The organism is Pseudomonas sp. FG13 (assembly GCF_057809755.1).
On sequence record NZ_JBMDKO010000029.1, the window covers coordinates 33,719 to 55,147 of the forward strand.

The 21,429-nt window shown below is 61.5% G+C and carries 23 protein-coding genes; 10 read left to right on the top strand and 13 right to left on the bottom strand.

Annotated elements, in window-relative coordinates; all coding sequences use genetic code 11:
- Positions 1–37: 37 nt before the first annotated feature.
- The gene (cspD, locus tag ACODTO_RS20575; RefSeq protein ID WP_175362207.1) at positions 38–301 is read right to left on the bottom strand and encodes a cold shock domain-containing protein CspD; all 264 of its coding nucleotides are present in this window, start codon (positions 299–301) and stop codon (positions 38–40) included.
- 241 nt (positions 302–542) lie between these two features.
- On the opposite strand from cspD, the gene clpS reads away from it, so the two are divergent.
- Positions 543–905 carry an ATP-dependent Clp protease adapter ClpS gene (clpS, locus tag ACODTO_RS20580; RefSeq protein ID WP_041023703.1) on the top strand — a complete coding sequence of 121 codons (363 nt, stop codon included), beginning with the start codon at positions 543–545 and terminating at the stop codon, positions 903–905.
- A 29-nt stretch (positions 906–934) separates the two neighbouring features.
- Positions 935–3,205, top strand: coding sequence for an ATP-dependent Clp protease ATP-binding subunit ClpA (gene clpA / locus ACODTO_RS20585; RefSeq protein WP_024779301.1), 2,271 nt, complete (start codon positions 935–937; stop codon positions 3,203–3,205).
- 220 nt (positions 3,206–3,425) lie between these two features.
- Here clpA and infA read toward each other — a convergent pair whose 3' ends face one another.
- From infA to trxB, 4 genes are all read right to left on the bottom strand, one after another.
- The gene (infA, locus tag ACODTO_RS20590) at positions 3,426–3,644 is read right to left on the bottom strand and encodes a translation initiation factor IF-1 (protein ID WP_002553999.1); all 219 of its coding nucleotides are present in this window, start codon (positions 3,642–3,644) and stop codon (positions 3,426–3,428) included.
- Positions 3,645–3,801: 157 nt separating this feature from the next.
- Positions 3,802–4,509 carry an arginyltransferase gene (locus ACODTO_RS20595; RefSeq protein ID WP_175362092.1) on the bottom strand — a complete coding sequence of 236 codons (708 nt, stop codon included), beginning with the start codon at positions 4,507–4,509 and terminating at the stop codon, positions 3,802–3,804.
- Positions 4,510–4,565: 56 nt separating this feature from the next.
- On the bottom strand, positions 4,566–5,246 hold the full coding sequence (gene aat, locus ACODTO_RS20600; RefSeq protein WP_139643777.1) for a leucyl/phenylalanyl-tRNA--protein transferase: 681 nt from the start codon (positions 5,244–5,246) through the stop codon (positions 4,566–4,568).
- An 83-nt stretch (positions 5,247–5,329) separates the two neighbouring features.
- Positions 5,330–6,289, bottom strand: coding sequence for a thioredoxin-disulfide reductase (gene trxB / locus ACODTO_RS20605; RefSeq protein WP_175362094.1), 960 nt, complete (start codon positions 6,287–6,289; stop codon positions 5,330–5,332).
- Positions 6,290–6,608: 319 nt separating this feature from the next.
- Between trxB and ftsK the strand changes: the two genes are divergently transcribed.
- The 6 genes from ftsK to cysG all read left to right on the top strand — a co-directional run bounded on the left by ftsK (position 6,609) and on the right by cysG (position 14,302).
- On the top strand, positions 6,609–9,014 hold the full coding sequence (gene ftsK, locus ACODTO_RS20610) for a DNA translocase FtsK (protein WP_084213792.1): 2,406 nt from the start codon (positions 6,609–6,611) through the stop codon (positions 9,012–9,014).
- Between the two features lie 57 nt (positions 9,015–9,071).
- A complete protein-coding gene (gene lolA, locus ACODTO_RS20615) occupies positions 9,072–9,695 on the top strand; it encodes an outer membrane lipoprotein periplasmic chaperone LolA (RefSeq protein ID WP_024779296.1) in 624 nt (207 codons plus the stop codon).
- Positions 9,696–9,913: 218 nt separating this feature from the next.
- Positions 9,914–11,239 carry a replication-associated recombination protein A gene (locus tag ACODTO_RS20620; RefSeq protein WP_139643771.1) on the top strand — a complete coding sequence of 442 codons (1,326 nt, stop codon included), beginning with the start codon at positions 9,914–9,916 and terminating at the stop codon, positions 11,237–11,239.
- Positions 11,236–11,613, top strand: coding sequence for a fluoride efflux transporter CrcB (crcB, locus tag ACODTO_RS20625; RefSeq protein WP_175362095.1), 378 nt, complete (start codon positions 11,236–11,238; stop codon positions 11,611–11,613). Before ACODTO_RS20620 ends, crcB begins: the two co-directional genes overlap by 4 nt.
- Positions 11,614–11,626: 13 nt before the next feature.
- Complete coding sequence (gene serS / locus ACODTO_RS20630) at positions 11,627–12,907, top strand: serine--tRNA ligase (RefSeq protein ID WP_139643765.1); 1,281 nt, start codon at positions 11,627–11,629, stop codon at positions 12,905–12,907.
- Entirely contained in the window at positions 12,908–14,302 is a 1,395-nt protein-coding gene (gene cysG, locus ACODTO_RS20635) for a siroheme synthase CysG (RefSeq protein WP_489106978.1), read from the top strand. It abuts the gene before it with no gap.
- 138 nt (positions 14,303–14,440) lie between these two features.
- On the opposite strand, the gene ACODTO_RS20640 is transcribed toward cysG, so the two are convergent.
- From ACODTO_RS20640 to ACODTO_RS20670, 7 genes are all read right to left on the bottom strand, one after another.
- Positions 14,441–15,439 (bottom strand): glutathione S-transferase family protein, encoded by a 999-nt coding sequence (locus ACODTO_RS20640; RefSeq protein ID WP_175362096.1) that lies wholly within the window; start codon positions 15,437–15,439, stop codon positions 14,441–14,443.
- An 88-nt stretch (positions 15,440–15,527) separates the two neighbouring features.
- On the bottom strand, positions 15,528–16,529 hold the full coding sequence (locus ACODTO_RS20645; RefSeq protein ID WP_489106979.1) for a glycosyl transferase family protein: 1,002 nt from the start codon (positions 16,527–16,529) through the stop codon (positions 15,528–15,530).
- Complete coding sequence (locus ACODTO_RS20650; RefSeq protein WP_047700728.1) at positions 16,526–16,861, bottom strand: TusE/DsrC/DsvC family sulfur relay protein; 336 nt, start codon at positions 16,859–16,861, stop codon at positions 16,526–16,528. The genes ACODTO_RS20645 and ACODTO_RS20650 overlap by 4 nt, the downstream gene beginning before the upstream one ends.
- Positions 16,858–17,151 carry a sulfurtransferase complex subunit TusB gene (gene tusB, locus ACODTO_RS20655; protein ID WP_139643752.1) on the bottom strand — a complete coding sequence of 98 codons (294 nt, stop codon included), beginning with the start codon at positions 17,149–17,151 and terminating at the stop codon, positions 16,858–16,860. The genes ACODTO_RS20650 and tusB overlap by 4 nt, the downstream gene beginning before the upstream one ends.
- A complete protein-coding gene (gene tusC, locus ACODTO_RS20660; RefSeq protein WP_139643749.1) occupies positions 17,151–17,513 on the bottom strand; it encodes a sulfurtransferase complex subunit TusC in 363 nt (120 codons plus the stop codon). Before tusC ends, tusB begins: the two co-directional genes overlap by 1 nt.
- Entirely contained in the window at positions 17,513–17,905 is a 393-nt protein-coding gene (tusD, locus tag ACODTO_RS20665; protein WP_489106980.1) for a sulfurtransferase complex subunit TusD, read from the bottom strand. The genes tusC and tusD overlap by 1 nt, the downstream gene beginning before the upstream one ends.
- Positions 17,906–18,017: 112 nt before the next feature.
- Positions 18,018–18,347 (bottom strand): DUF6388 family protein, encoded by a 330-nt coding sequence (locus tag ACODTO_RS20670; RefSeq protein WP_489106981.1) that lies wholly within the window; start codon positions 18,345–18,347, stop codon positions 18,018–18,020.
- Positions 18,348–18,485: 138 nt separating this feature from the next.
- Between ACODTO_RS20670 and ACODTO_RS20675 the strand changes: the two genes are divergently transcribed.
- Complete coding sequence (locus tag ACODTO_RS20675; RefSeq protein ID WP_175385872.1) at positions 18,486–18,836, top strand: hypothetical protein; 351 nt, start codon at positions 18,486–18,488, stop codon at positions 18,834–18,836.
- A gap of 307 nt (positions 18,837–19,143) precedes the next feature.
- Here the strand turns inward: ACODTO_RS20675 and ACODTO_RS20680 are convergent, their stop codons facing one another.
- The gene (locus ACODTO_RS20680) at positions 19,144–19,569 is read right to left on the bottom strand and encodes a GNAT family N-acetyltransferase (RefSeq protein ID WP_489106982.1); all 426 of its coding nucleotides are present in this window, start codon (positions 19,567–19,569) and stop codon (positions 19,144–19,146) included.
- A gap of 131 nt (positions 19,570–19,700) precedes the next feature.
- Here ACODTO_RS20680 and ggt point away from each other — a divergent pair, with 131 nt between their 5' ends.
- Positions 19,701–21,428 (top strand): gamma-glutamyltransferase, encoded by a 1,728-nt coding sequence (gene ggt / locus ACODTO_RS20685; RefSeq protein WP_489106983.1) that lies wholly within the window; start codon positions 19,701–19,703, stop codon positions 21,426–21,428.
- The last annotated feature ends 1 nt before the right edge of the window (position 21,429 follow it).

Genomic DNA, 21,429 nt, shown 5'->3' on the forward strand with positions numbered 1-21,429 from the left:
CGAGCCGGGCGTCTTGTTGACCGATGATGACAGCAGGTCAGTGGGTTTCGGTGACTCTGGTTTTGACTTTGACTTTTTCGGGGGTGGAGGTGCTTTCGACCTCGACCGGCGAAATATTGACCGCATGCAGGCCCTTGGGGCCTTGGATCACTTCGAATGTCACGGGCTGCCCGGCCTTCAGGGTTTTATAACCGTCCATCCTGATTGCCGAGAAATGCGCGAAAAGGTCTTCATCCCTGCCAGACGCCAGAATAAAGCCGTAGCCCTTGGCGTTGTTGAACCATTTCACCTTGCCACTCATCTTGACGACCGACATAGACCATTTCCCTCTGCAACGCACTCCATCACTGGAGTATCATCCAGTTCATCCGCAATCTAATCTTGTTTTAAGGATCGATTCCACGGACCTTTTTAACCCACGATGGGCTCTATTGGTTGTAACACCGTTTTGCCGATAGTCAAGGTGACCTGGCGGCGGCGGTTGAAATCGCCAGCCAGTGCCCCCATCACTGTATTTGCCAACTAAACGAACCTTTCTTTCCATGCATGCAATCAGCCAGATTCGACTAACATTCAATCAGGATCGCCCGGATCTACATGACGACGATTCCGCAGGCATTGCTGTTCAGGAAGCAAAGCCTACGTTGCAGGCGCCACCGATGTATAAGGTGGTTTTGTTCAACGATGACTACACACCGATGGATTTCGTCGTCGAAGTGCTCGAGGTGTTTTTTAACCTGAATCGCGAGCTGGCGACCAAGGTCATGCTGGCCGTTCATACAGAGGGACGGGCAGTATGCGGAGTGTTTACCCGCGACATCGCCGAGACAAAGGCTATGCAGGTCAACCAGTACGCCCGGGAAAGCCAGCATCCGCTACTCTGTGAAATCGAGAAGGACGGTTAACGCCGACCACTTGGGTATGAGGTGAAGCCATGTTAAACCGCGAGCTCGAAGTCACCCTCAATCTAGCCTTCAAGGAGGCCCGTTCGAAGCGTCATGAATTCATGACCGTCGAGCACCTGCTGCTGGCCCTACTGGATAACGAGGCTGCCGCCACCGTTTTGCGTGCCTGTGGCGCGAACCTCGATAAACTCAAGCATGACCTGCAGGAGTTCATTGACTCCACCACGCCGTTGATCCCCGTCCATGACGAGGATCGTGAAACCCAGCCAACCCTGGGCTTCCAGCGTGTCCTGCAACGTGCTGTCTTTCATGTGCAGAGCTCGGGCAAGCGTGAAGTCACCGGTGCCAATGTGCTGGTTGCCATCTTCAGCGAACAGGAAAGCCAGGCGGTCTTCCTGCTCAAGCAGCAGAGCGTTGCCCGTATAGATGTCGTCAACTACATCGCCCATGGCATTTCCAAGGTGCCTGGGCATGGCGATCATTCCGAAGGTGAACAGGATATGCAGGACGAGGAGGGTGGTGAGTCTTCTTCTTCGGGCAATCCGCTGGATGCCTATGCCAGCAACCTGAACGAACTGGCGCGCCAGGGGCGTATCGATCCGTTGGTCGGGCGCGAGGCCGAGGTCGAGCGTGTCGCGCAGATCCTGGCCCGGCGTCGCAAGAACAACCCGTTGCTGGTGGGTGAGGCGGGCGTGGGTAAAACCGCGATTGCCGAAGGCCTGGCCAAGCGCATTGTCGACAACCAGGTGCCTGACCTGCTGGCCAACAGCGTGGTGTACTCCCTTGACCTGGGTGCCTTGCTGGCCGGCACCAAGTACCGCGGCGATTTCGAGAAGCGCTTCAAGGCGTTGCTGGGCGAGTTGAAGAAACGTCCGCAGGCCATCCTGTTCATCGATGAGATCCACACCATCATCGGTGCGGGCGCCGCGTCCGGCGGGGTCATGGACGCCTCGAACCTGCTCAAGCCATTGCTGTCGTCGGGCGATATCCGTTGCATCGGGTCGACTACCTTCCAGGAGTTCCGCGGGATCTTCGAGAAGGATCGTGCCCTGGCCCGGCGTTTCCAGAAAGTCGACGTCTCGGAGCCTTCGGTGGAAGACACCATCGGTATCCTGCGCGGCCTGAAGGGGCGTTTCGAGCTGCACCACAGTATCGAATACAGCGATGAAGCCCTGCGGGCCGCTGCCGAGTTGGCCTCGCGCTACATCAACGACCGGCACATGCCGGACAAGGCCATCGACGTGATCGACGAGGCGGGTGCCTATCAGCGCCTGCAGCCGGTAGAGAAGCGCGTCAAGCGCATCGAAGTGCCTCAGGTCGAGGACATCGTGGCGAAAATCGCACGTATTCCGCCCAAGCACGTCACCAGTTCCGACAAGGAGCTGCTGCGTAACCTGGAGCGTGACCTGAAGCTGACGGTGTTCGGCCAGGACGCGGCCATCGACTCGCTGTCGACCGCCATCAAATTGTCCCGCGCCGGTCTCAAGTCGCCGGACAAGCCGGTCGGTTCCTTCCTGTTCGCCGGTCCTACCGGTGTGGGCAAGACCGAGGCTGCGCGGCAACTGGCCAAGGCGATGGGGATCGAGCTGGTGCGCTTCGACATGTCCGAGTACATGGAGCGTCACACCGTATCGCGTCTGATCGGTGCACCTCCGGGGTATGTCGGGTTCGACCAGGGCGGCCTGTTGACCGAAGCCATCACCAAGCAGCCCCACTGCGTGCTGTTGCTCGATGAAATCGAGAAGGCGCATCCGGAAGTCTTCAACCTGCTCCTGCAGGTCATGGACCACGGTACGCTCACCGATAACAACGGGCGCAAGGCGGACTTCCGCAACGTGATCGTGATCATGACCACCAACGCCGGTGCCGAAACCGCGGCGCGTGCTTCGATCGGTTTCACCCATCAGGACCATTCGTCCGACGCGATGGAAGTGATCAAGAAGAGCTTCACGCCTGAATTCCGCAACCGCCTGGACACCATCATCCAGTTTGGTCGCCTCAGTCATGAGGTCATCAAAAGCGTGGTGGACAAGTTCCTCACCGAACTTCAGGCGCAGCTCGAAGACAAGCGTGTGCTGCTGGAAGTCACCGACGCGGCCCGCAGCTGGCTGGCAGAAGGTGGTTACGATGTGACGATGGGTGCGCGGCCGATGGCTCGCTTGATTCAGGACAAGATCAAGCGTCCGCTGGCCGAGGAAATCCTCTTTGGCGAACTGGCCGAGCATGGCGGTGTGGTCCACATCGACATCAAGGACGGCGAGCTGACCTTCGACTTCGAAACCACGGCTGAAATGGCCTGATCGAAACCTGTAATAAGCAGAAAGGCGCCGGAAGGCGCCTTTTTGCTGTCTGTCCTTGTGGGAGCGAGCGTGCTCGCGATAGCGCCGACACATTCAACATCAATGCAAGCTGATCCACCGCTATCGCGAGCAGGCTCGCTCCCACATGGGATCTGCGTGGTTATCAAATCCCAGGCAAACAAAAACGCCCGGTATAAGCCGGGCGTTTTGTATTGACCTGTTAGCGAGCGCGGTAAGTGATGCGCCCTTTGCTCAAGTCATAGGGCGTCAGCTCGACGCGCACTTTGTCGCCGGTAAGAATACGAATGTAGTTCTTGCGCATCTTGCCGGAGATGTGCGCGGTAACGACGTGCCCATTTTCCAACTCCACGCGAAACATGGTGTTGGGCAGGGTGTCGACGACAGTGCCTTCCATTTCGAAGCTGTCTTCTTTCGACATGCAGTAAAGCCCTCGGTGTCCAGTGAATGGCCCGGTGCAACTGCGCCAGGCAAAAGCGGCGTGCATTGTGCCCGAAAAAGGGGGGGCAAGCCAAGGGGTTCTAGTGGCCTGTCTCAGACGCCGCCAAAAATGAACAGCCTAATTCCGAGACAGGACGCTAGCTGAGGACAACCCAGCGCTGGTTAACCAGCAGTTCAATCGGCCGATATTGGGTCTTGTAGTTCATTTTCTTGCAGTTCTTGATCCAGTAGCCCAGGTACACCGCTTCCAGGCCCAGGCGTCGGGCTTCGTTGATTTGCCAGAGGATGGCAAAACGTCCCAGGCTACGCCGTTCTTCTTCCGGCTCATAAAAGGTGTACACCGCCGAAAGTCCGTTGGGCAGCAAGTCCGTCACGGCAATCGCCACCAGTCGTCCTTCGAGGCGGAATTCATAGAAGCGAGAAAAGGGCAGGTCGCGCACCAGAAAGGTCGAAAACTGATCGCGGCTGGGTGGGTACATGTCGCCGTCGGCATGGCGCTGCTCGATGTAGCGCTGGTACAGGTCGAAATACTCTTCGCTGAACTGTGGCTTGGCCGGCCGGACCTGGAGATCGGCATTGCGCTTGAAAATACGTTTCTGCTGGCGATCAGGGGTAAATTGCGCCACGGGGATACGCGCCGGCACACACGCATTGCAATGCTGGCAATGGGGTCGGTAGAGATGATCGCCACTGCGCCTAAAGCCCATTTCCGACAGGTCTGCGTAGACATGCACATCCATGGGCTGGCTAGGGTCGAGGAACAGCGTCGTGGCCTGCTCTTCGGGCAGATAACTGCAAGAGTGAGGTTGAGTGGCATAAAACTTCAAGCGCGCCAACTCGGTCATGATCAACCCCCGGGATAAGCTTTGGATTAAGTGTAAGCCACTGGTGAGAATGTCGCTCAGCAAACCCAGGTCGCGTGGTTGGGCTGGTCCAGGTGCGCCTTGAGGTAACCGGCAAATGCCGTGCGAGCGATCGACCGGGCGCCCAGGCTGTGCAGGTGCTCGGTGGGCATCTGACAGTCTATCAGCACAAAACCCGCCGCCTTGAGGTGTTGGACCAGGGTGGCGAAGCCGAATTTTGACGCGTTGTCGGCCCGGCTGAACATGGATTCGCCGAAAAACAGCTGCCCCATGGCCAGGCCGTACAGGCCGCCCACCAGCAGGCCCTGGTCCCAGACCTCCACCGAATGGGCAAAGCCGCGTCGATGCAGCTCCAGGTAGGCGGTTTGCATGGCTTCGGTGATCCAGGTGCCTTCAGCATACGCCCGCGGCGCGGCGCAGGCCTGGATGACCGCCGCGAAGTCCTTGTCGAACGTCACCTTATAGCGCTGCTTGCGCAGGAGCTTGCCCAGGCTGCGCGAGACGTGCAGTTCGTCGGGAAACAACACCGTGCGAGGGTCGGGAGACCACCACAGGATCGGTTGTCCCTCGGAAAACCAGGGAAAGCAGCCATGGCGATAGGCCTGGATCAGCCGGTCCGCAGACAGATCGCCACCCGCGGCCAGCAAACCGTTGGGATCGCGCATGGCTTTTTCCAGGGGTGGAAAATCGAAGGTGTTGCGTTGTAACCACGTCAGCATTGTTGTCCGAACTTGCAGAAGGGGAGGGTGATGTAGCGAGGGGGGAAGCCCCTCGCCATGAGCACTGGTTCGAAGATTAACCGTCAAGCGGCCGGGATGTCATCGAGATACTTCTCCGCATCCAGCGCGGCCATACAGCCGGCACCGGCCGAGGTAATGGCCTGTCGATACACATGATCGGCCACGTCGCCGGCTGCGAATACGCCTTCGATATCGGTGGCAGTGGCATTGCCTTCGCTGCCGCCGCGCACCAGCAGGTAGCCGTCGCGCATGCTCAACTGGCCCTGGAACAGATCGGTATTGGGCTTATGGCCGATGGCGATGAATACCCCGGCCAATTGCAAGGTGCTGGTTTCGCCGCTCTGGCTGTTGCGCAGGCGCGCGCCGGTCACGCCGCTGGCGTCGCCGAGCACTTCGTCGAGGTTCTGGTTCCAGTGCAGCCTGATATTGCCGTTGGCGGCTTTTTCGAAGAGCTTGTCCTGCAGTATTTTTTCCGAGCGCAGCTTGTCCCGGCGGTGGATCAAATGCACCTCCCTGGCGATGTTGGACAGGTACAAGGCTTCTTCCACGGCGGTGTTGCCGCCGCCGACCACGGCCACCACCTGGTTGCGGTAAAAGAATCCGTCGCAGGTGGCGCAGGCGGAAACGCCTTTACCGGCGAAGGTTTCCTCCGAAGGCAGGCCCAGGTACTGGGCCGACGCGCCGGTGGCGATGATCAAGGCATCGCAGGTGTAGGTGCCGCTGTCGCCGATGAGCTCGAACGGTCGCTGCTGCAACTTGGCGGTGTGGATATGGTCGTAGACGATCTGCGTGTCGAAGCGCTCGGCGTGCCGCTGCATGCGTTCCATCAGGACTGGGCCGGTCAGTCCTTCGACATCGCCGGGCCAGTTGTCGACTTCGACCGTGGTGGTGAGCTGGCCTCCGGCCTGCATGCCAGTAATGACGACGGGTTTGAGGTTGGCTCGGGCCGCGTAGACCGCTGCACTGTACCCGGCGGGGCCGGAACCGAGAATGATCAGGCGTGAATGCTTCACTTCGTTCATAAAAAACACCTCATAAGCCTTTGTCACAAAAGACAATGCATGGTCCAATTGGCGCTTGTACGGTCCGTTTACGGCTACCCTGTCACCCGGCGTGCGGGCAATGCCTTGGTGTCGACAAACCCGTACAATGCTTGAGTTTTGAACGCAGGATGGGCTAAAGATCAACATCTTCGGCAACACCTGCGGTTTTCTGGACGCACCTCTCAGTGGTAAAAGTAGTACTGGTTGTGCACATTCACTTTTTTACCTGCTTGTAATGAGCAGTTTTTTATAGTCATTCAACAGATGGACGCGCCGTTGGCGCAGGAAAAGAAGCGTTTTGAAGAAATCCACCGCAGCACCTAAAACAGTCGTTCCGCTCTGGCGCCAGCAGTTGCACTACCGGCTCAAGGAAGGTGCATTGATCGCCATCGGTGCCTTGTGCCTGTTCCTGATGATGGCCTTGCTGACCTACGGCAAGGACGATCCGGGTTGGAGCCATAACAGCAAGATCGACGACGTGCAGAACTTCGGCGGTCCGGCCGGCTCCTACAGCGCCGACATCCTGTTCATGGTGCTGGGTTATTTCGCCTATATCTTCCCGCTGTTGCTGGCAATCAAGGCCTACCAGATCTTTCGCCAGCGCCACGAGCCGTGGCAGTGGAGCGGCTGGCTGTTTTCCTGGCGGCTGATCGGCCTGGTGTTCCTGGTGCTGTCGGGGGCCGCGCTGGCCCATATCCATTTCCATGCCCCCACCGGCCTGCCGGCCGGGGCGGGCGGCGCCCTGGGAGAAAGCCTCGGCGACCTGGCCAGGAACGCCTTGAATATCCAGGGCAGCACGCTGTTGTTCATCGCCCTGTTCCTGTTCGGCCTGACGGTGTTCACCGACCTGTCGTGGTTCAAGGTCATGGACGTCACCGGCAAGATCACCCTCGACCTGATCGAACTGATCCAGGGCGCCGTGAATCGCTGGTGGGCGGCCCGCGTCGAGCGCAAGCAACTGGTGGCACAACTGCGTGAAGTGGACGACCGGGTCCATGACGTGGTGGCCCCGACGGTGCCCGACAAGCGCGAGCAGGCCAAGGTCAAGGAACGCCTGATCGAGCGCGAGCAGGCCCTGAGCAAGCACATGTCCGAGCGCGAGAAGCAAGTGCCTCCGGTGATCACCATGGCCCCGGCCAAGGCGCCAGAGCCGAGCAAGCGCGTGCAGAAGGAAAAACAGGTGCCGCTGTTCGTCGACAGTGCGGTGGAAGGCACCTTGCCACCGATTTCGATCCTGGATCCGGCGGAAAAGAAACAACTCAATTACTCTCCCGAATCCCTGGCGGCTGTTGGTCATCTGCTGGAGATCAAGCTCAAGGAGTTCGGTGTCGAGGTGTCGGTGGATTCGATTCACCCGGGCCCGGTCATCACCCGTTACGAAATCCAGCCGGCTGCCGGTGTGAAGGTCAGCCGCATCGCCAACCTCGCCAAGGACCTGGCGCGTTCGCTGGCCGTGACCAGCGTGCGGGTGGTGGAGGTGATTCCCGGCAAGACCACCGTGGGTATCGAGATCCCCAACGAAGACCGTCAGATCGTGCGCTTCTCCGAAGTGCTGTCGACCCCCGAGTACGATAACCACAAGTCGCCGGTCACCCTGGCCCTGGGCCACGACATCGGCGGCAAGCCGGTCATCACCGACCTGGCGAAGATGCCCCACCTGCTGGTGGCCGGTACCACCGGTTCCGGTAAGTCGGTGGGTGTAAACGCGATGATCCTGTCGATCCTGTTCAAGTCCGGCCCGGAAGACGCCAAACTGATCATGATCGATCCGAAAATGCTTGAATTGTCGATCTACGAAGGCATCCCGCACCTCTTGTGTCCGGTGGTCACCGACATGAAGGACGCCGCCAACGCCTTGCGCTGGAGCGTCGCCGAGATGGAGCGCCGCTACAAGCTGATGGCGAAGCTGGGGGTGCGCAACCTGTCGGGCTTCAATGCCAAGGTCAAGGAAGCCGAAGAGGCGGGCACGCCATTGACCGACCCGCTGTACCACCGCGAAAACATCCACGACGAGGCGCCGCTGCTGCACAAGCTGCCGACCATCGTGGTCGTGGTGGACGAATTCGCCGACATGATGATGATCGTCGGCAAGAAGGTCGAAGAGCTGATCGCCCGTATCGCCCAGAAGGCCCGTGCGGCCGGTATCCACCTGATCCTCGCCACGCAGCGGCCGTCGGTGGACGTGATCACCGGCCTGATCAAGGCCAACATTCCGACCCGCATGGCGTTCCAGGTGTCCAGCAAGATCGACTCGCGGACCATCATCGACCAGGGCGGCGCCGAGCAATTGCTCGGTCATGGTGACATGCTCTACATGCCGCCGGGCACCAGCCTGCCGATCCGGGTGCACGGTGCGTTCGTCTCCGACGATGAAGTACACCGCGTGGTGGAAGCCTGGAAACTGCGCGGCGCTCCCGAATACAACGACGACATCCTCAACGGCGTCGAAGAAGCCGGCAGCGGTTTCGAGGGCGGTGGTGGCGGTGGCGACGAGGATGCGGAAACCGATGCGCTCTACGACGAAGCGGTGCAGTTCGTTCTGGAAAGCCGCCGGGCATCGATCTCCGCTGTCCAGCGCAAGCTCAAGATCGGCTACAACCGTGCCGCACGCATGATCGAAGCCATGGAAATGGCTGGGGTCGTGACGGCCATGAACACCAATGGTTCGCGCGAAGTGCTGGCGCCGGGCCCGATGCGCGACTAATGACTCCGGGCGGCCCTGTACGCGCCGCTCGTCCCCCACGAATTCATGAGGACTCCCATGCGCCTGATTCGCATGTTGCTGTTGCCCGTACTGGCCCTGACCACCTTGTCGGCCCATGCCGATGAAAAGGATGTGGCTCGCCTGACCCAGCTGTTGGAAACATCCAAGACCCTGACCGCACGCTTTTCCCAGCTGACCCTGGACGGCAGCGGCACCCAGTTGCAGGAAACCGCCGGTGACATGGCGCTCCAGCGTCCGGGGCTGTTCTATTGGCACACCGATGCACCGGCCGAGCAGTTGATGGTGTCCGACGGCAAGAAAGTCTCCCTGTGGGACCCGGACCTGGAGCAGGTCACCATCAAGAATCTCGACCAGCGCCTGACCCAGACGCCGGCCTTGTTGCTGTCGGGGGACATTTCCAAGATCAGCCAGAGCTTCGACATCACGGCCAAGGAAGCGGGCGGCGTGATCGACTTCACCCTCAAGCCCAAGACCAAGGACAGTCTGTTCGACAGCCTGCGCCTGTCGTTCCGCAACGGCCTGGTCAATGACATGCAACTGATCGACAGCGTCGGCCAGCGTACCAACATCCTGTTCACCGGGGTCAAGGCCAACGAGCCGATCGCGGCGTCCAAGTTCAAGTTCGACATTCCCAAGGGTGCCGACGTCATCCAGGAATAAGCGCCGCCCCCCTCTGTGGGATATGGCCTGTGGGAGCAAGGCTTGCCCGCGATACAGACATCTCGGTGCATCAGGTAGACCGAGGCGATGCAATCGCGGGCAAGCCTTGCTCCCACAAAGCTGCTCCTGCAGAGCTGCTCCTACAAAGCTGCTCCAGCAGAGCGGCCTTCCGGCAGAGAGTATCGGCACCAGGATCAAGTGAGGTTGCATAAGCAGTGATGGACCTGTTTCGAAGCGCCCCGATTGCCCAGCCATTGGCCGCCCGCCTGCGCGCGACCAACCTGGATGAGTACGTCGGCCAGGAGCATGTGCTGGCCCGGGGCAAGCCCCTGCGCGAGGCCTTGGAGCAGGGTGCGCTGCATTCGATGATCTTCTGGGGGCCGCCGGGTGTGGGCAAGACCACCCTGGCCCGGCTGCTGGCGGAAGTGTCCGATGCCCATTTCGAAACGGTTTCGGCGGTCCTGGCCGGGGTCAAGGAGATCCGCCAGGCGGTGGAAGTCGCCAAGCAGCAGGCCGGGCAATACGGCAAGCGCACCATTCTGTTCGTCGACGAAGTGCATCGCTTCAACAAGTCCCAGCAGGACGCGTTCCTGCCGTATGTCGAAGACGGCACGTTGATCTTCATCGGCGCCACCACCGAAAACCCTTCCTTCGAACTCAACAACGCCTTGCTGTCCCGGGCGCGGGTCTATGTGCTCAAGAGCCTCGACGAGGCCGCGATGCGCAAGCTGGTGGACCGCGCGCTGACCGAGGAGCGCGGCCTGGGCAAGCGCAAGCTGAGCCTCAGCGACGAAGGTTTCCAGATCCTGTGTTCAGCCGCCGATGGCGATGGCCGCCGCTTGCTCAACTTGCTGGAGAATGCTTCGGACCTGGCCGAGGATGACAGTGAGATCGGTGTCGAGCTGCTGCAAAGCCTGCTTGGGGACACCCGGCGGCGCTTCGACAAGGGCGGCGAGGCGTTCTACGACCAGATCTCGGCATTGCACAAATCCATACGGGGTTCCAACCCCGATGCCGCCCTGTACTGGTTTGCGCGGATGATCGACGGTGGCTGCGATCCGTTGTACCTCGCGCGGCGGGTGGTGCGCATGGCCAGCGAGGACATCGGCAATGCCGATCCCCGGGCCCTGAGCCTGTGCCTGGCGGCCTGGGATGTGCAAGAGCGCCTGGGCAGCCCCGAAGGCGAACTCGCCGTGGCCCAGGCCATCACGTACCTGGCCTGTGCGCCGAAAAGCAACGCGGTGTACATGGGCTTCAAGGCGGCCATGCGCAGCGCCACCGAACATGGTTCCCTCGAGGTTCCGCTGCACTTGCGCAACGCGCCGACCAAGCTCATGAAGCAGCTGGGCTATGGCGAAGAATATCGTTATGCCCACGATGAGCCGGACGCCTATGCCGCTGGCGAAGACTATTTTCCCGAAGCACTCGAACCCCAGTCGTTCTATCAGCCGGTGCCCCGTGGCCTGGAGCTGAAGATCGGCGAGAAGCTGAACCATCTGGCGCAGTTGGATCGCCTGAGCCCACGGCAGCGGAGAAAACCTTGATTCCCCTGATACTTGCAGTTTCCGCTGGCGGTATCGCCGGCACCCTGGCACGTTTCGCCGCTAGCAATTGGGTCAACGCAAATTGGCCCCGGCACTTCTATACCGCGACGCTGACCGTTAATATCGTGGGCTGTCTGCTGATCGGCGTTTTATACGGTCTGTTCCTGATTCGTCCCGAGGTGCCTGTCGAAGTGCGCGCGGGGCTGATCGTCGGCTTCCTTGGCGGCCTGACGACCTTTTCGTCCTTTTCACTGGATACGGTGCGCCTGCTGGAAAGCGGGCAGGTGCCGCTGGCCCTGGGCTATGCGGCTGCCAGCGTATTCGGCGGGCTGCTCGCCACCTGGGCCGGCCTGTCCCTGACCAAACTTATCTAAACGAGAGACCGACATGCTCGATTCCAAACTGTTACGTAGCAACCTTCAGGACGTAGCGGACCGCCTGGCGTCCCGTGGCTTCGCCCTGGACGTCGCGCGCATCGAAGCGCTGGAAGAGCAGCGCAAGACCGTCCAGACCCAGACTGAAAAGCTGCAAGCCGAGCGTAATGCGATCTCCAAGAGCATTGGCCAGGCCAAGCAGCGCGGTGAAGACATCGCGCCGTTGATGGCGAACGTCGAGAGCATGGGCACCGAACTCAACAACGGCAAGGTGGCCCTGGACAAGATCCAGTCCGAACTGGATTCGATCCTGCTGGGCATCCCGAACCTGCCCCACGAGTCGGTGCCGGTCGGTGAAGACGAAGAAGGTAACGTCGAAGTCCGTCGCTGGGGCACGCCCAAAGCGTTCGATTTCCCGGTGCTGGACCACGTGGCCCTGGGCGAGAAGTTCGGCTGGCTGGACTTCGAAACCGCCGCCAAGCTGTCCGGCGCCCGTTTTGCCTTGCTGCGCGGACCCATTGCCCGCCTGCACCGCGCCCTGGCCCAGTTCATGATCAACCTGCACGTCACCGAGCACGGTTACGAGGAAGCCTACACCCCGTACCTGGTCCAGGCTCCGGCCCTGCAAGGCACCGGCCAGTTGCCGAAGTTCGAGGAAGACCTGTTCAAGATCGGCCGCGAAGGTGAAGCCGACCTGTACCTGATCCCGACGGCCGAAGTATCGCTGACCAACATCGTGGCCGGCGAGATCGTCGACGCCAAGCAACTGCCGATCAAGTTCGTCGCCCACACCCCATGCTTCCGCAGTGAAGCCGGGGCGTCGGGACGCGATACCCGCGGCATGATCCGTCAGCACCAGTTCGACAAGGTCGAGATGGTGCAGATCGTCGAACCGACAAAATCCATGGAAGCCCTGGAAAGTCTGACCGCCAACGCCGAGAAGGTCCTGCAACTGCTGGAACTGCCGTATCGGACCCTGGCCCTGTGCACCGGCGACATGGGTTTCAGCGCGGTCAAGACTTATGACCTGGAAGTGTGGATTCCGAGCCAGGACAAATACCGCGAGATTTCGTCGTGCTCCAATTGCGGTGACTTCCAGGCCCGTCGCATGCAGGCGCGTTTCCGCAACCCTGAAACCGGCAAGCCGGAACTGGTCCACACCCTCAATGGCTCGGGCCTGGCGGTGGGCCGTACCCTGGTGGCGGTGCTGGAAAACTACCAGCAGGCCGACGGTTCGATCCGTGTGCCCGAGGTGTTGAAACCGTACATGGGTGGCATCGAGGTCATCGGCTAAATGAACTATCTGCCACTGTTCCATAACCTGCGCGGCAGCCGCGTGCTGGTGGTCGGCGGCGGCGAGATTGCCTTGCGCAAGTCCCGCCTGCTGGCCGACGCCGGTGCGTTGCTGCGGGTGGTCGCACCCGAAATAGAGCCGCAACTGCGGGATCTGGTCAGTGGCAGCGGGGGCGAATGCGTCCTGCGCGGTTACCTCGAAACGGACCTGGACTGTTGCGGGTTGATCATCGCCGCCACCGACGACGAAATCCTCAATGCCCGGGTGTCGGCCGACGCCCACAAGCGTTGTGTGCCGGTCAACGTGGTGGACGCGCCGGCACTGTGCAGCGTGATTTTCCCGGCTATTGTCGACCGCTCGCCACTGGTGATCGCGGTGTCCAGCGGCGGCGATGCGCCGGTGCTGGCAAGGCTGATCCGGGCCAAGCTGGAAACCTGGATTCCCTCGACATACGGGCAGTTGGCGGGTTTGGCGGCGCAGTTTCGCAGCCAGGTCAAACGGCTGTTCCCGGATGTGCAACAACGCCGGGCGTTTTGGGAGGATGTGTTCCAGGGCCCTATCGCCGACCGCCAATTGGCCGGGCAGGGCACTGAAGCCGAGCGTCTGTTGCGCGAGAAGATCGCCGGCCAGGCCCCGCACGCACCGGGAGAAGTCTATCTGGTGGGTGCCGGGCCGGGTGATCCCGACCTGCTGACCTTCCGCGCCCTGCGTTTGATGCAGCAGGCCGATGTGGTGCTGTACGACCGTCTCGTCGCGCCAGCGATCCTTGAGCTATGCCGGCGTGACGCCGAGCGGGTCTACGTCGGCAAGCGCCGCGCCGAGCATGCCGTGCCCCAGGACCAGATCAACCAGCAGTTGGTCGACTTGGCCCGGCAAGGCAAGCGGGTGGTGCGCCTCAAAGGCGGTGATCCATTCATCTTCGGGCGCGGCGGGGAAGAGATCGAAGAGCTGGCGGCCCAGGGCATCCCGTTCCAGGTCGTGCCGGGCATCACCGCAGCCAGTGGTTGCGCGGCGTACGCCGGCATTCCGCTGACCCATCGCGACTATGCCCAGTCGGTGCGTTTCATCACCGGCCATCTCAAGGACGGCACCAGCGATCTGCCGTGGGCGGACCTGGTCGCCCCGGCCCAGACCCTGGTGTTCTACATGGGGTTGGTGGGACTGCCGAGCATCTGCAGCGAGCTGATCAAGCACGGTCGCGCGGCCGATACGCCGGCGGCGCTGATCCAGCAAGGCACGACGTCCAACCAGCGGGTGTTCACCGGCACTCTGGCAGACTTGCCGAAGCTGGTGGCCGAGCATGAGGTCCATGCGCCGACGCTGGTGATCGTGGGGGAAGTGGTGCAACTGCGCGAGAAACTGGCGTGGTTCGAAGGGGCTCAGGGGCAGGTCTAGACCGCGTTGTCCCAAATCGCGAGCAGGCTCGCTCCCACACAGGGCTGGGTGTAACCAGGAATTTATGGTTGTGCCCTGATCCCATGTGGGAGCGAGCCTGCTCGCGATGAGGCCTTTACATCCACGACAAATCCCGGATCAGTCCCCGCCCCAGATCCCTTTCCCCACCAACCGCGCCCGATCATGGGCCCCGCTGAAATCCTGCTCCGGTCCCTTGGGCACGATCCCGTTGGGATTGATGGTCTTGTGGCTGCCGTAGTAATGCCGCTGGATGTGGGTGAAATCCACCGTCTCGGCAATGCCCGGCCATTGGTACAGCTCCCGCAGCCAGTTCGACAGGTTCGGGTAGTCGGCGATGCGCCGCAGGTTGCATTTGAAGTGGCCGAAATACACGGCATCGAAACGGATCATGGTGGTGAACAGGCGGATATCCGCTTCGGTCAGGTATTCGCCGGCCAGGTAGCGCTGTGATCCCAGGAGCGTCTCCAACCGATCGAGTTCGGCGAACAACTGGTCGAACGCTTCTTCGTAAGCCTGTTGGGTGGTGGCGAACCCGGCGCGGTAGACGCCGTTGTTCACCGCCGGATAGATCCGCTCGTTCAGCGCATCGATCTTGCTGCGCAGGTGTTCGGGATACAGGTCCAGGTGGTTGCCGGTCAGGTCATTGAAGGCGCTGTTGAACATGCGGATGATTTCCGCCGACTCGTTGTTCACGATGCGCTGTTGCCGCTTGTCCCACAGCGCCGGTACGGTGACGCGACCGGTGTAATCCGCTGTATCGGCGGTGTAGCGCTGGTGCAGGAAGCGCAGCTTGTCCAGTTTGTCGCCGGTGGAGCCGTGGGCCTTGTCGAAGGTCCAGCCGTTTTCCAGCATCAGGTAGCTGACCACCGAGACATCGATCAGGTCTTCCAGGCCCTTGAGCTTGCGGTAGATCAGGGTGCGATGGGCCCAGGGGCAGGCCAGGGATACATACAAATGGTAGCGCCCGGCCTCGGCGGCAAAGCCACTCTCGCCCGTGGGGCCGGCGCTGCCGTCTGCGGTGATCCAGTGACGGCGTTGCGCCTGTTCGCGCTGGAAGGTGCCGTCCTTGCTTTCATACCACTGATCTTGCCAGCGGCCTTCGACTAACAAACCCATCTCGATCTCCTCGAACCATAAACATTGGAGGCGAGTCTATTCCGATAGGTTCGAACTAAAAGCGCAAAGGTTGGGCTTTGATGATCGATTAAATCGATCGATCCCGAGCATCCCAATACTGCCGGGCCCGTTCGAACGCGTCTTCACGCGTCAGGCCGAGGCCGCGCAGGGCCAGGGCCATGGTGGCGACCAGGGCCAGTTGCGGGTAGCTGTCCTCCATGTCGCCGCGCCAGATAGCTTTCAGATGCTCGGGGTCGAGGCTCTCCGGCTTGACGTGACGTTGTTGTGACAGCCGTGGCCATTCTTCATCCCAGCTCGCGCCGCCGGTGGTGCCATACAGGTGACTGTCGGCATCCGGGTTGATCTCGATTTCGCCACCGTCGCCCTTGATCACGATAGTCGTATCCCCCAACAAGCCGCTGGCATCGCGATGCACCGCCTGGTAGCCGGGGTGGAAGATGCTTTGCAGTCCGCACCGGGCCTTCAGCGGATTGAGGATCCGCGCCAGGGAATGGATCGGTGAGCGCAGGCCCAGGGTGTTGCGCAGGTCGATCATGCGCTGCATCTGGGGTGCCCAGTCCACCAGCGGCATGAAGGCCAGGCCGCCGTTGTCCAGCGCTGTGCCGACCTGCTGCCAGTCACGGCACAGCGGAATCTGCAGAAACCCCAGTAACTGTTCGGTGTAGAGCCGACCCGCCGTATGGGCGCCACCACCGTGCATGAAGATCCGTACGCCGTTCTGGCCGAGGCACTTGGCCGCCAGCAGGTACCAGGGCAGATGACGCTTCTTGCCGGCGTAGGTCGGCCAGTCGAGGTCCACCGCCAACGCCGGGGCATCCAGGCGTGCGCGCAGGGCTTCGGTGAAGCCGGCCATTTCCTCGGCGCTTTCTTCCTTGTGCCGCAACAGCATCAGGAAGGCGCCAAGCTGGGTATCCTCGACCTGTTCGTCGAGCACCATGCCCATGGCTTCGCGGGCTTCTTCCCGGGTCAGATCACGGGCCCCGCGCTTGCCTTTGCCCAGGATGCGCACGAACTGGGCGAATGGATGTTCGGCCGGGGTTTCGAGAGTCAGCGATGGAACGTCGGTCATAAGCAATTCGTCGGTTTGGGCAGGCCCGCCAGCTTGGCGGCGAGTTTGGCGGGAGTGCCTTTGAACAATCGGTTCAGGTGCAGGCTGTTGCCCTTGTCCGCGCCCAGTTTCAGCGCGGTGTATTTGATCAGCGGCCGGGTGGCGGGGGAGAGCTGGAACTCGTCGTAGAAGCCCCGCAGCAGTTCGAGGATTTCCCAGTGCTCGGGGCTCAACTCGATATCTTCGGCGGCGGCCAGGGCCGTGGCCACCTCGACTGACCAGTCGTCCCGGTCGGCCAGGTAGCCGTCCTTGTCCAGCGCGATGGCGCGTTCGCCCACGTTCAGCGCATTCATAGCCAGGTGTTGACCTTGTCATGCTGGATCGACAGTTCGACGAAGGCCGGGTAGTCGATGATCTCGACCCAGTCAGGGGCCGGCAAGTCTCGGGCCTGGAGGTCTTCGGCCAGTGCGAACAGCTTCAGGCCAGCGGCCTGCAACCGGGTAAACGGTGCGGTGCCGGGCTGCAATGCGTAAGTCGCGTCGCCGCACAGCAGCAGTGCATCCTTGTCTCCCAGGACTCGCAGACAACTGGCGAGGCGGTTATCGCCAAAAGGTGAATGGGACAACACATGCAAAGTCGACATCAGAGGGTAATCACCTGGTCGTAACGGTCAATGAGAGCGGTGATGTCCGGCGCGGTCAGCACCTTCAGGTCGCCCAGGCCCAAGGCATCGGCGTCGATGCCGCGCTCGGCGGCGCTGTCTGCGCAGACGAAGAGGTCTTCGACGCCGAACATGGGCAATGCCTGCAGGTTCGCGCTCAGGTCTTTTTGCTGGACGGCCTTGGCGTTCTGGCCGGGGAGCAACTGGTGTACGCCGTCATCGAGAAACAGCAGGCCGATGGGCAGGTCGAACGCCCCGCCGGCCAGGACGATGTCCAACGCTTCCCGGGCGCCTGGGCCCGACCATGGGGACTGGCGGCTGATGAGCAACAGGGACTTGGCCATCATGGGCCTCCAAAACAGATCAAGCGGTCGGCATCCTGGATCGCGTCGTGCAGTTGGCCGAGCCCGGACAGCGCCCAGGGTGTCTCGACGCTCACGGCCGAGCGTTGGTAGCGCTGGGCTTCTTCGGCGTTCAACACCCCACGGCGCAACGCCGCCGCGATGCAGACCACGCCGTCGAGCTGGTGGTCGCTGACAAAGCTGCGCCACTGTTTGGGCAGGTCCTGTTCGTCCTGGGGGGTGACCACACCGCTGTCGACGTTATAGACACCGTCCTGATAGAAAAACAGCCGCACGATTTCATGCCCGCCGGCCAGCGCGGCCTGGGCAAACAGCAAGGCTCGGCGCGAGGACGGCGCATGGGCGGCGGAAAACAGCGCAATGGCGAACTTCATGGCAGATCCGATCAGCAAAACTGCGGCCATGATAAAGCTTTATGGGCAGGGGGGCGATTGGCACTGCAGGATTGTGGGGACATCCTTGTGGGTGGCTGTTCAATCAGCTCATCTACTGTTTGAGGCCATGCAACTCGCAATACTCCGCCCAATCCATCCCCGCCATCTCTGCCACTTCCCGGTGCACGTCCATCCGCTGGGACTGATAGTCCTCTGGCGAGGCGGCGGTCAATTGCAGGGTCAGTTCCCAGGCGAACAGGCCCTGGCGTTCGGCCTCGGCCTCGAAGGCTTCATGCAACCGCTCGGCGCGGTATTGTTCCGCCGTCTCGCCCTTGGCCTGGGCCAGCAGTGGGTTGAGGTGGTCCAGTTCGGTGCGGAGTTCGGGGCGCTCGTCGAGAAACTTTTCCAACGCCCGCTCATGCTGCTGTTCGGTTGCCGCCATGGAGACTCTCTGCTTATGACAAAAGGCGTGACAGGTTGCGCGAATCGTCGTCCGGTGTCGCGTATAAATTTCAGTAAAGCCGCACGAAGACCGGGGGCGTGGTGCTACAGTCCGCTTTTTTCTCGATGAGTGAACGCAATGCGAATGCTGACGGTGGCCCTGGCCGCCACCTTGCTGGCCGGCTGCGCGGGTTCGGCGATGAACCAGGCCCGGACCCAGGCGCCTTACAAGACGCTGGCCTCGGACAAGCCGGAACAGGTCGTGGCCCAGTGCGTGCAGTTTTCCTGGCAGGACGAGGCGGTATTCGGCGTCGACGCCGGGGCTTACCTGCAACCGGACAAGAAAGGCGGCTCGACGGTGTACACCCGCTCCGCTGAATCCTTTGTCGACCTGGAAACCGGTGCTACCGGTACGACGTTGAACTACTACGCCAAGCACGACGACTTCATGGCCAAGCGCCGGTTGGCGGCGTTGGCGACTTGCCTGTAAGCCGGTAGAGCATCGCGAGCAGGCTCGCTCCCACAGGAATTTGTGGTGGATGCAAGTCTCCCGGCCAGCCCGGAACCCATGTGGGAGCGAGCCTGCTCGCGATGGCGGCGGGTCAGTCGACGACAGTGTCGAAGGGTAGACCGCTTCGCGAGCAGGCTCGCTCCCACAGGAATTTGTGGTGGATGCAAGTCTCCCGGCCAGCCCGGAACCCATGTGGGAGCGAGCCTGCTCGCGATGGCGGCGGGTCAGTCGACGACAGTGTCGAAGGGTAGACCGCTTTCGCGAGCAAGCCCGCTGGATGTGTGTTTCAAGTCAGGCGCTTCTGGAGGAAGAAGTGCTGGTGCCCCGGCGGGTAATCGTCGATCTGGCCGATGTCTGTGAAGCCGTGTTTGCGGTAGAACGCTGGGGCCTGGAAGTCGAACGTATCCAGCCAGATGCCGACGCAGTTCTTCTCCCTGGCCAGCGCTTCGGCCTTCTGCATCAATGCCGATCCGGTGCCTTGGCCGCGGGCCTGTTCCGGCACCACCAGCAACTCGATATAGAACCAGCGTAAGAACACCCGACCGTAGAGCCCGCCCACTATTTCATTGCTGTGTTCGTCCCGTACCAGCCAGGCGACCAGTTCCGGCACGGTGCCGCCGGTCTTGGCGGTGTTGTAGGCGCGTAGCGGCGCCAGGATGGCTTGGCGCTCTTCGTCGGTGGGGGTGTCGGTGCGTTCGATTCGCAGCGTCATCAGCGATGTCCTTGTTGCGGGGAGGATGAACGGCATGAGCCTACCCCAAAAGACCGTCCGGCAGCGAACGGGCGCATTTCGCAAACCGGGCCATACTTCCCTGGATTTCAAAAACAAGAAGAGAGCGGCTCATGAAGTTCGAATCCTTGACCCGAACCCTGGTTGCGACATCCCTGACCCTCAGTTGCTTTTATGTGCAGGCCGCCTCCCAGGCCCCGGTCGCCGCCGAAAACGGCATGGTGGTCACCGCCCAGCACCTGGCGACCCATGTGGGGGTCGATGTACTCAAGAACGGCGGCAATGCCGTGGATGCGGCGGTGGCGGTGGGGTATGCCCTGGCAGTGGTGTATCCGGCGGCGGGTAACCTGGGGGGCGGCGGTTTCATGACCCTGCAACTGGCCGATGGGCGCAAGACCTTCCTGGATTTCCGCGAAAAAGCGCCGTTGGCCGCCACGGCGGACATGTACCTGGACAAGGACGGTAATGTCGTCGCCGACCTCAGCACTCGCGGGCACCTGGCGGTAGGTGTGCCCGGCACGGTGTCCGGCATGGAGCTGGCGCTGAAGAAGTATGGCAGCAAACCCCGGGCCGAACTGATCGCCCCGGCCATCCGCTTCGCCGAAGAGGGTTTCACCCTGGAACAGGGCGATGTGGATCTGCTGGAGACCGCCACCGACGTGTTCAAGAAGGACATGCGTGACTCGGGCTCGATCTTCCTGCACAACGGCGAACCGATGCAGGTCGGCCAGAAGCTGGTGCAGAAAGACCTCGCCAGGACCCTGCGGGAAATCTCCACCAAGGGCGCCGACGGGTTCTACAAGGGCTGGGTCGCCGATGCCCTCGTCACCTCCAGCCAGGCCAACAAAGGCATCATCACCCAGGCCGACCTGGACAAGTACAAGACCCGTGAGCTGGCACCGGTGGAGTGCGACTATCGCGGCTACCACATCATCTCGGCGCCGCCGCCCAGTTCCGGCGGCGTGGTGCTGTGCCAGATCATGAACATCCTTGACGGCTATCCGATGAAAGAACTGGGCTTCCATTCGGCTCAGGGCATGCACTACCAGATCGAAGCCATGCGGCATGCCTATGTGGATCGCAACAGCTACCTGGGTGACCCGGACTTCGTACAGAACCCCATCGACCATCTGCTGGACAAAAGCTACGCCGCCAAATTGCGGGCCGCCATCGAACCGCAAAAGGCCGGTGACTCGCACTCGATCAAGCCCGGCGTAGCGCCTCATGAGGGCAGCAACACCACCCACTATTCCATCGTCGACAAGTGGGGCAACGCCGTTTCCGTCACCTACACCCTCAACGACTGGTTCGGCGCGGGCGTCATGGCGAGCAAGACCGGGGTGATCCTCAACGACGAAATGGACGACTTCACCGCCAAGATCGGCGTCCCCAACATGTATGGCCTGGTGCAGGGGGAAGCCAACGCCATCGCGCCGGGCAAGGCACCGTTGTCATCCATGAGCCCGACCATCGTCACCAAGGACGGCAAGACCGTCATGGTGGTGGGAACGCCGGGCGGCAGCCGGATCATCACGGCGACATTGCTGACGATCCTCAATGTGATCGACTACGGCATGAACCTGCAGGAAGCCGTCGATGCGCCGCGCTTCCACCAGCAATGGATGCCCGAGCAGACCAACCTGGAAGCCTTCGCCGCCAGCCCCGACACGCAAAAGATCCTGGAAAGCTGGGGGCATAAGTTCGCGGGTCCCCAGGACCCCAACCACATTGCCGCGATTCTGGTGGGCGCCCCGTCGCTGGGTGGAAAACCGGTGGGCAAAAACCGGTTCTATGGGGCCAACGATCCACGTCGCAACACGGGATTATCGTTGGGCTATTGAG

Bases quoted from the DNA above. Each gene is read 5' to 3' on its own strand.
- cspD (WP_175362207.1), bottom strand. From the start codon at position 301: ATGAGTGGCAAGGTGAAATGGTTCAACAACGCCAAGGGCTACGGCTTT.
- clpS (WP_041023703.1), top strand. From the start codon at position 543: ATGCATGCAATCAGCCAGATTCGACTAACATTCAATCAGGATCGCCCG.
- clpA (WP_024779301.1), top strand. From the start codon at position 935: ATGTTAAACCGCGAGCTCGAAGTCACCCTCAATCTAGCCTTCAAGGAG.
- infA (WP_002553999.1), bottom strand. From the start codon at position 3,644: ATGTCGAAAGAAGACAGCTTCGAAATGGAAGGCACTGTCGTCGACACC.
- ACODTO_RS20595 (WP_175362092.1), bottom strand. From the start codon at position 4,509: ATGACCGAGTTGGCGCGCTTGAAGTTTTATGCCACTCAACCTCACTCT.
- aat (WP_139643777.1), bottom strand. From the start codon at position 5,246: ATGCTGACGTGGTTACAACGCAACACCTTCGATTTTCCACCCCTGGAA.
- trxB (WP_175362094.1), bottom strand. From the start codon at position 6,289: ATGAACGAAGTGAAGCATTCACGCCTGATCATTCTCGGTTCCGGCCCC.
- lolA (WP_024779296.1), top strand. From the start codon at position 9,072: ATGCGCCTGATTCGCATGTTGCTGTTGCCCGTACTGGCCCTGACCACC.
- ACODTO_RS20620 (WP_139643771.1), top strand. From the start codon at position 9,914: ATGGACCTGTTTCGAAGCGCCCCGATTGCCCAGCCATTGGCCGCCCGC.
- serS (WP_139643765.1), top strand. From the start codon at position 11,627: ATGCTCGATTCCAAACTGTTACGTAGCAACCTTCAGGACGTAGCGGAC.
- cysG (WP_489106978.1), top strand. From the start codon at position 12,908: ATGAACTATCTGCCACTGTTCCATAACCTGCGCGGCAGCCGCGTGCTG.
- ACODTO_RS20640 (WP_175362096.1), bottom strand. From the start codon at position 15,439: ATGGGTTTGTTAGTCGAAGGCCGCTGGCAAGATCAGTGGTATGAAAGC.
- ACODTO_RS20645 (WP_489106979.1), bottom strand. From the start codon at position 16,529: ATGACCGACGTTCCATCGCTGACTCTCGAAACCCCGGCCGAACATCCA.
- ACODTO_RS20650 (WP_047700728.1), bottom strand. From the start codon at position 16,861: ATGAATGCGCTGAACGTGGGCGAACGCGCCATCGCGCTGGACAAGGAC.
- tusB (WP_139643752.1), bottom strand. From the start codon at position 17,151: ATGTCGACTTTGCATGTGTTGTCCCATTCACCTTTTGGCGATAACCGC.
- tusC (WP_139643749.1), bottom strand. From the start codon at position 17,513: ATGGCCAAGTCCCTGTTGCTCATCAGCCGCCAGTCCCCATGGTCGGGC.
- tusD (WP_489106980.1), bottom strand. From the start codon at position 17,905: ATGAAGTTCGCCATTGCGCTGTTTTCCGCCGCCCATGCGCCGTCCTCG.
- ACODTO_RS20670 (WP_489106981.1), bottom strand. From the start codon at position 18,347: ATGGCGGCAACCGAACAGCAGCATGAGCGGGCGTTGGAAAAGTTTCTC.
- ACODTO_RS20675 (WP_175385872.1), top strand. From the start codon at position 18,486: ATGCGAATGCTGACGGTGGCCCTGGCCGCCACCTTGCTGGCCGGCTGC.
- ACODTO_RS20680 (WP_489106982.1), bottom strand. From the start codon at position 19,569: ATGACGCTGCGAATCGAACGCACCGACACCCCCACCGACGAAGAGCGC.
- ggt (WP_489106983.1), top strand. From the start codon at position 19,701: ATGAAGTTCGAATCCTTGACCCGAACCCTGGTTGCGACATCCCTGACC.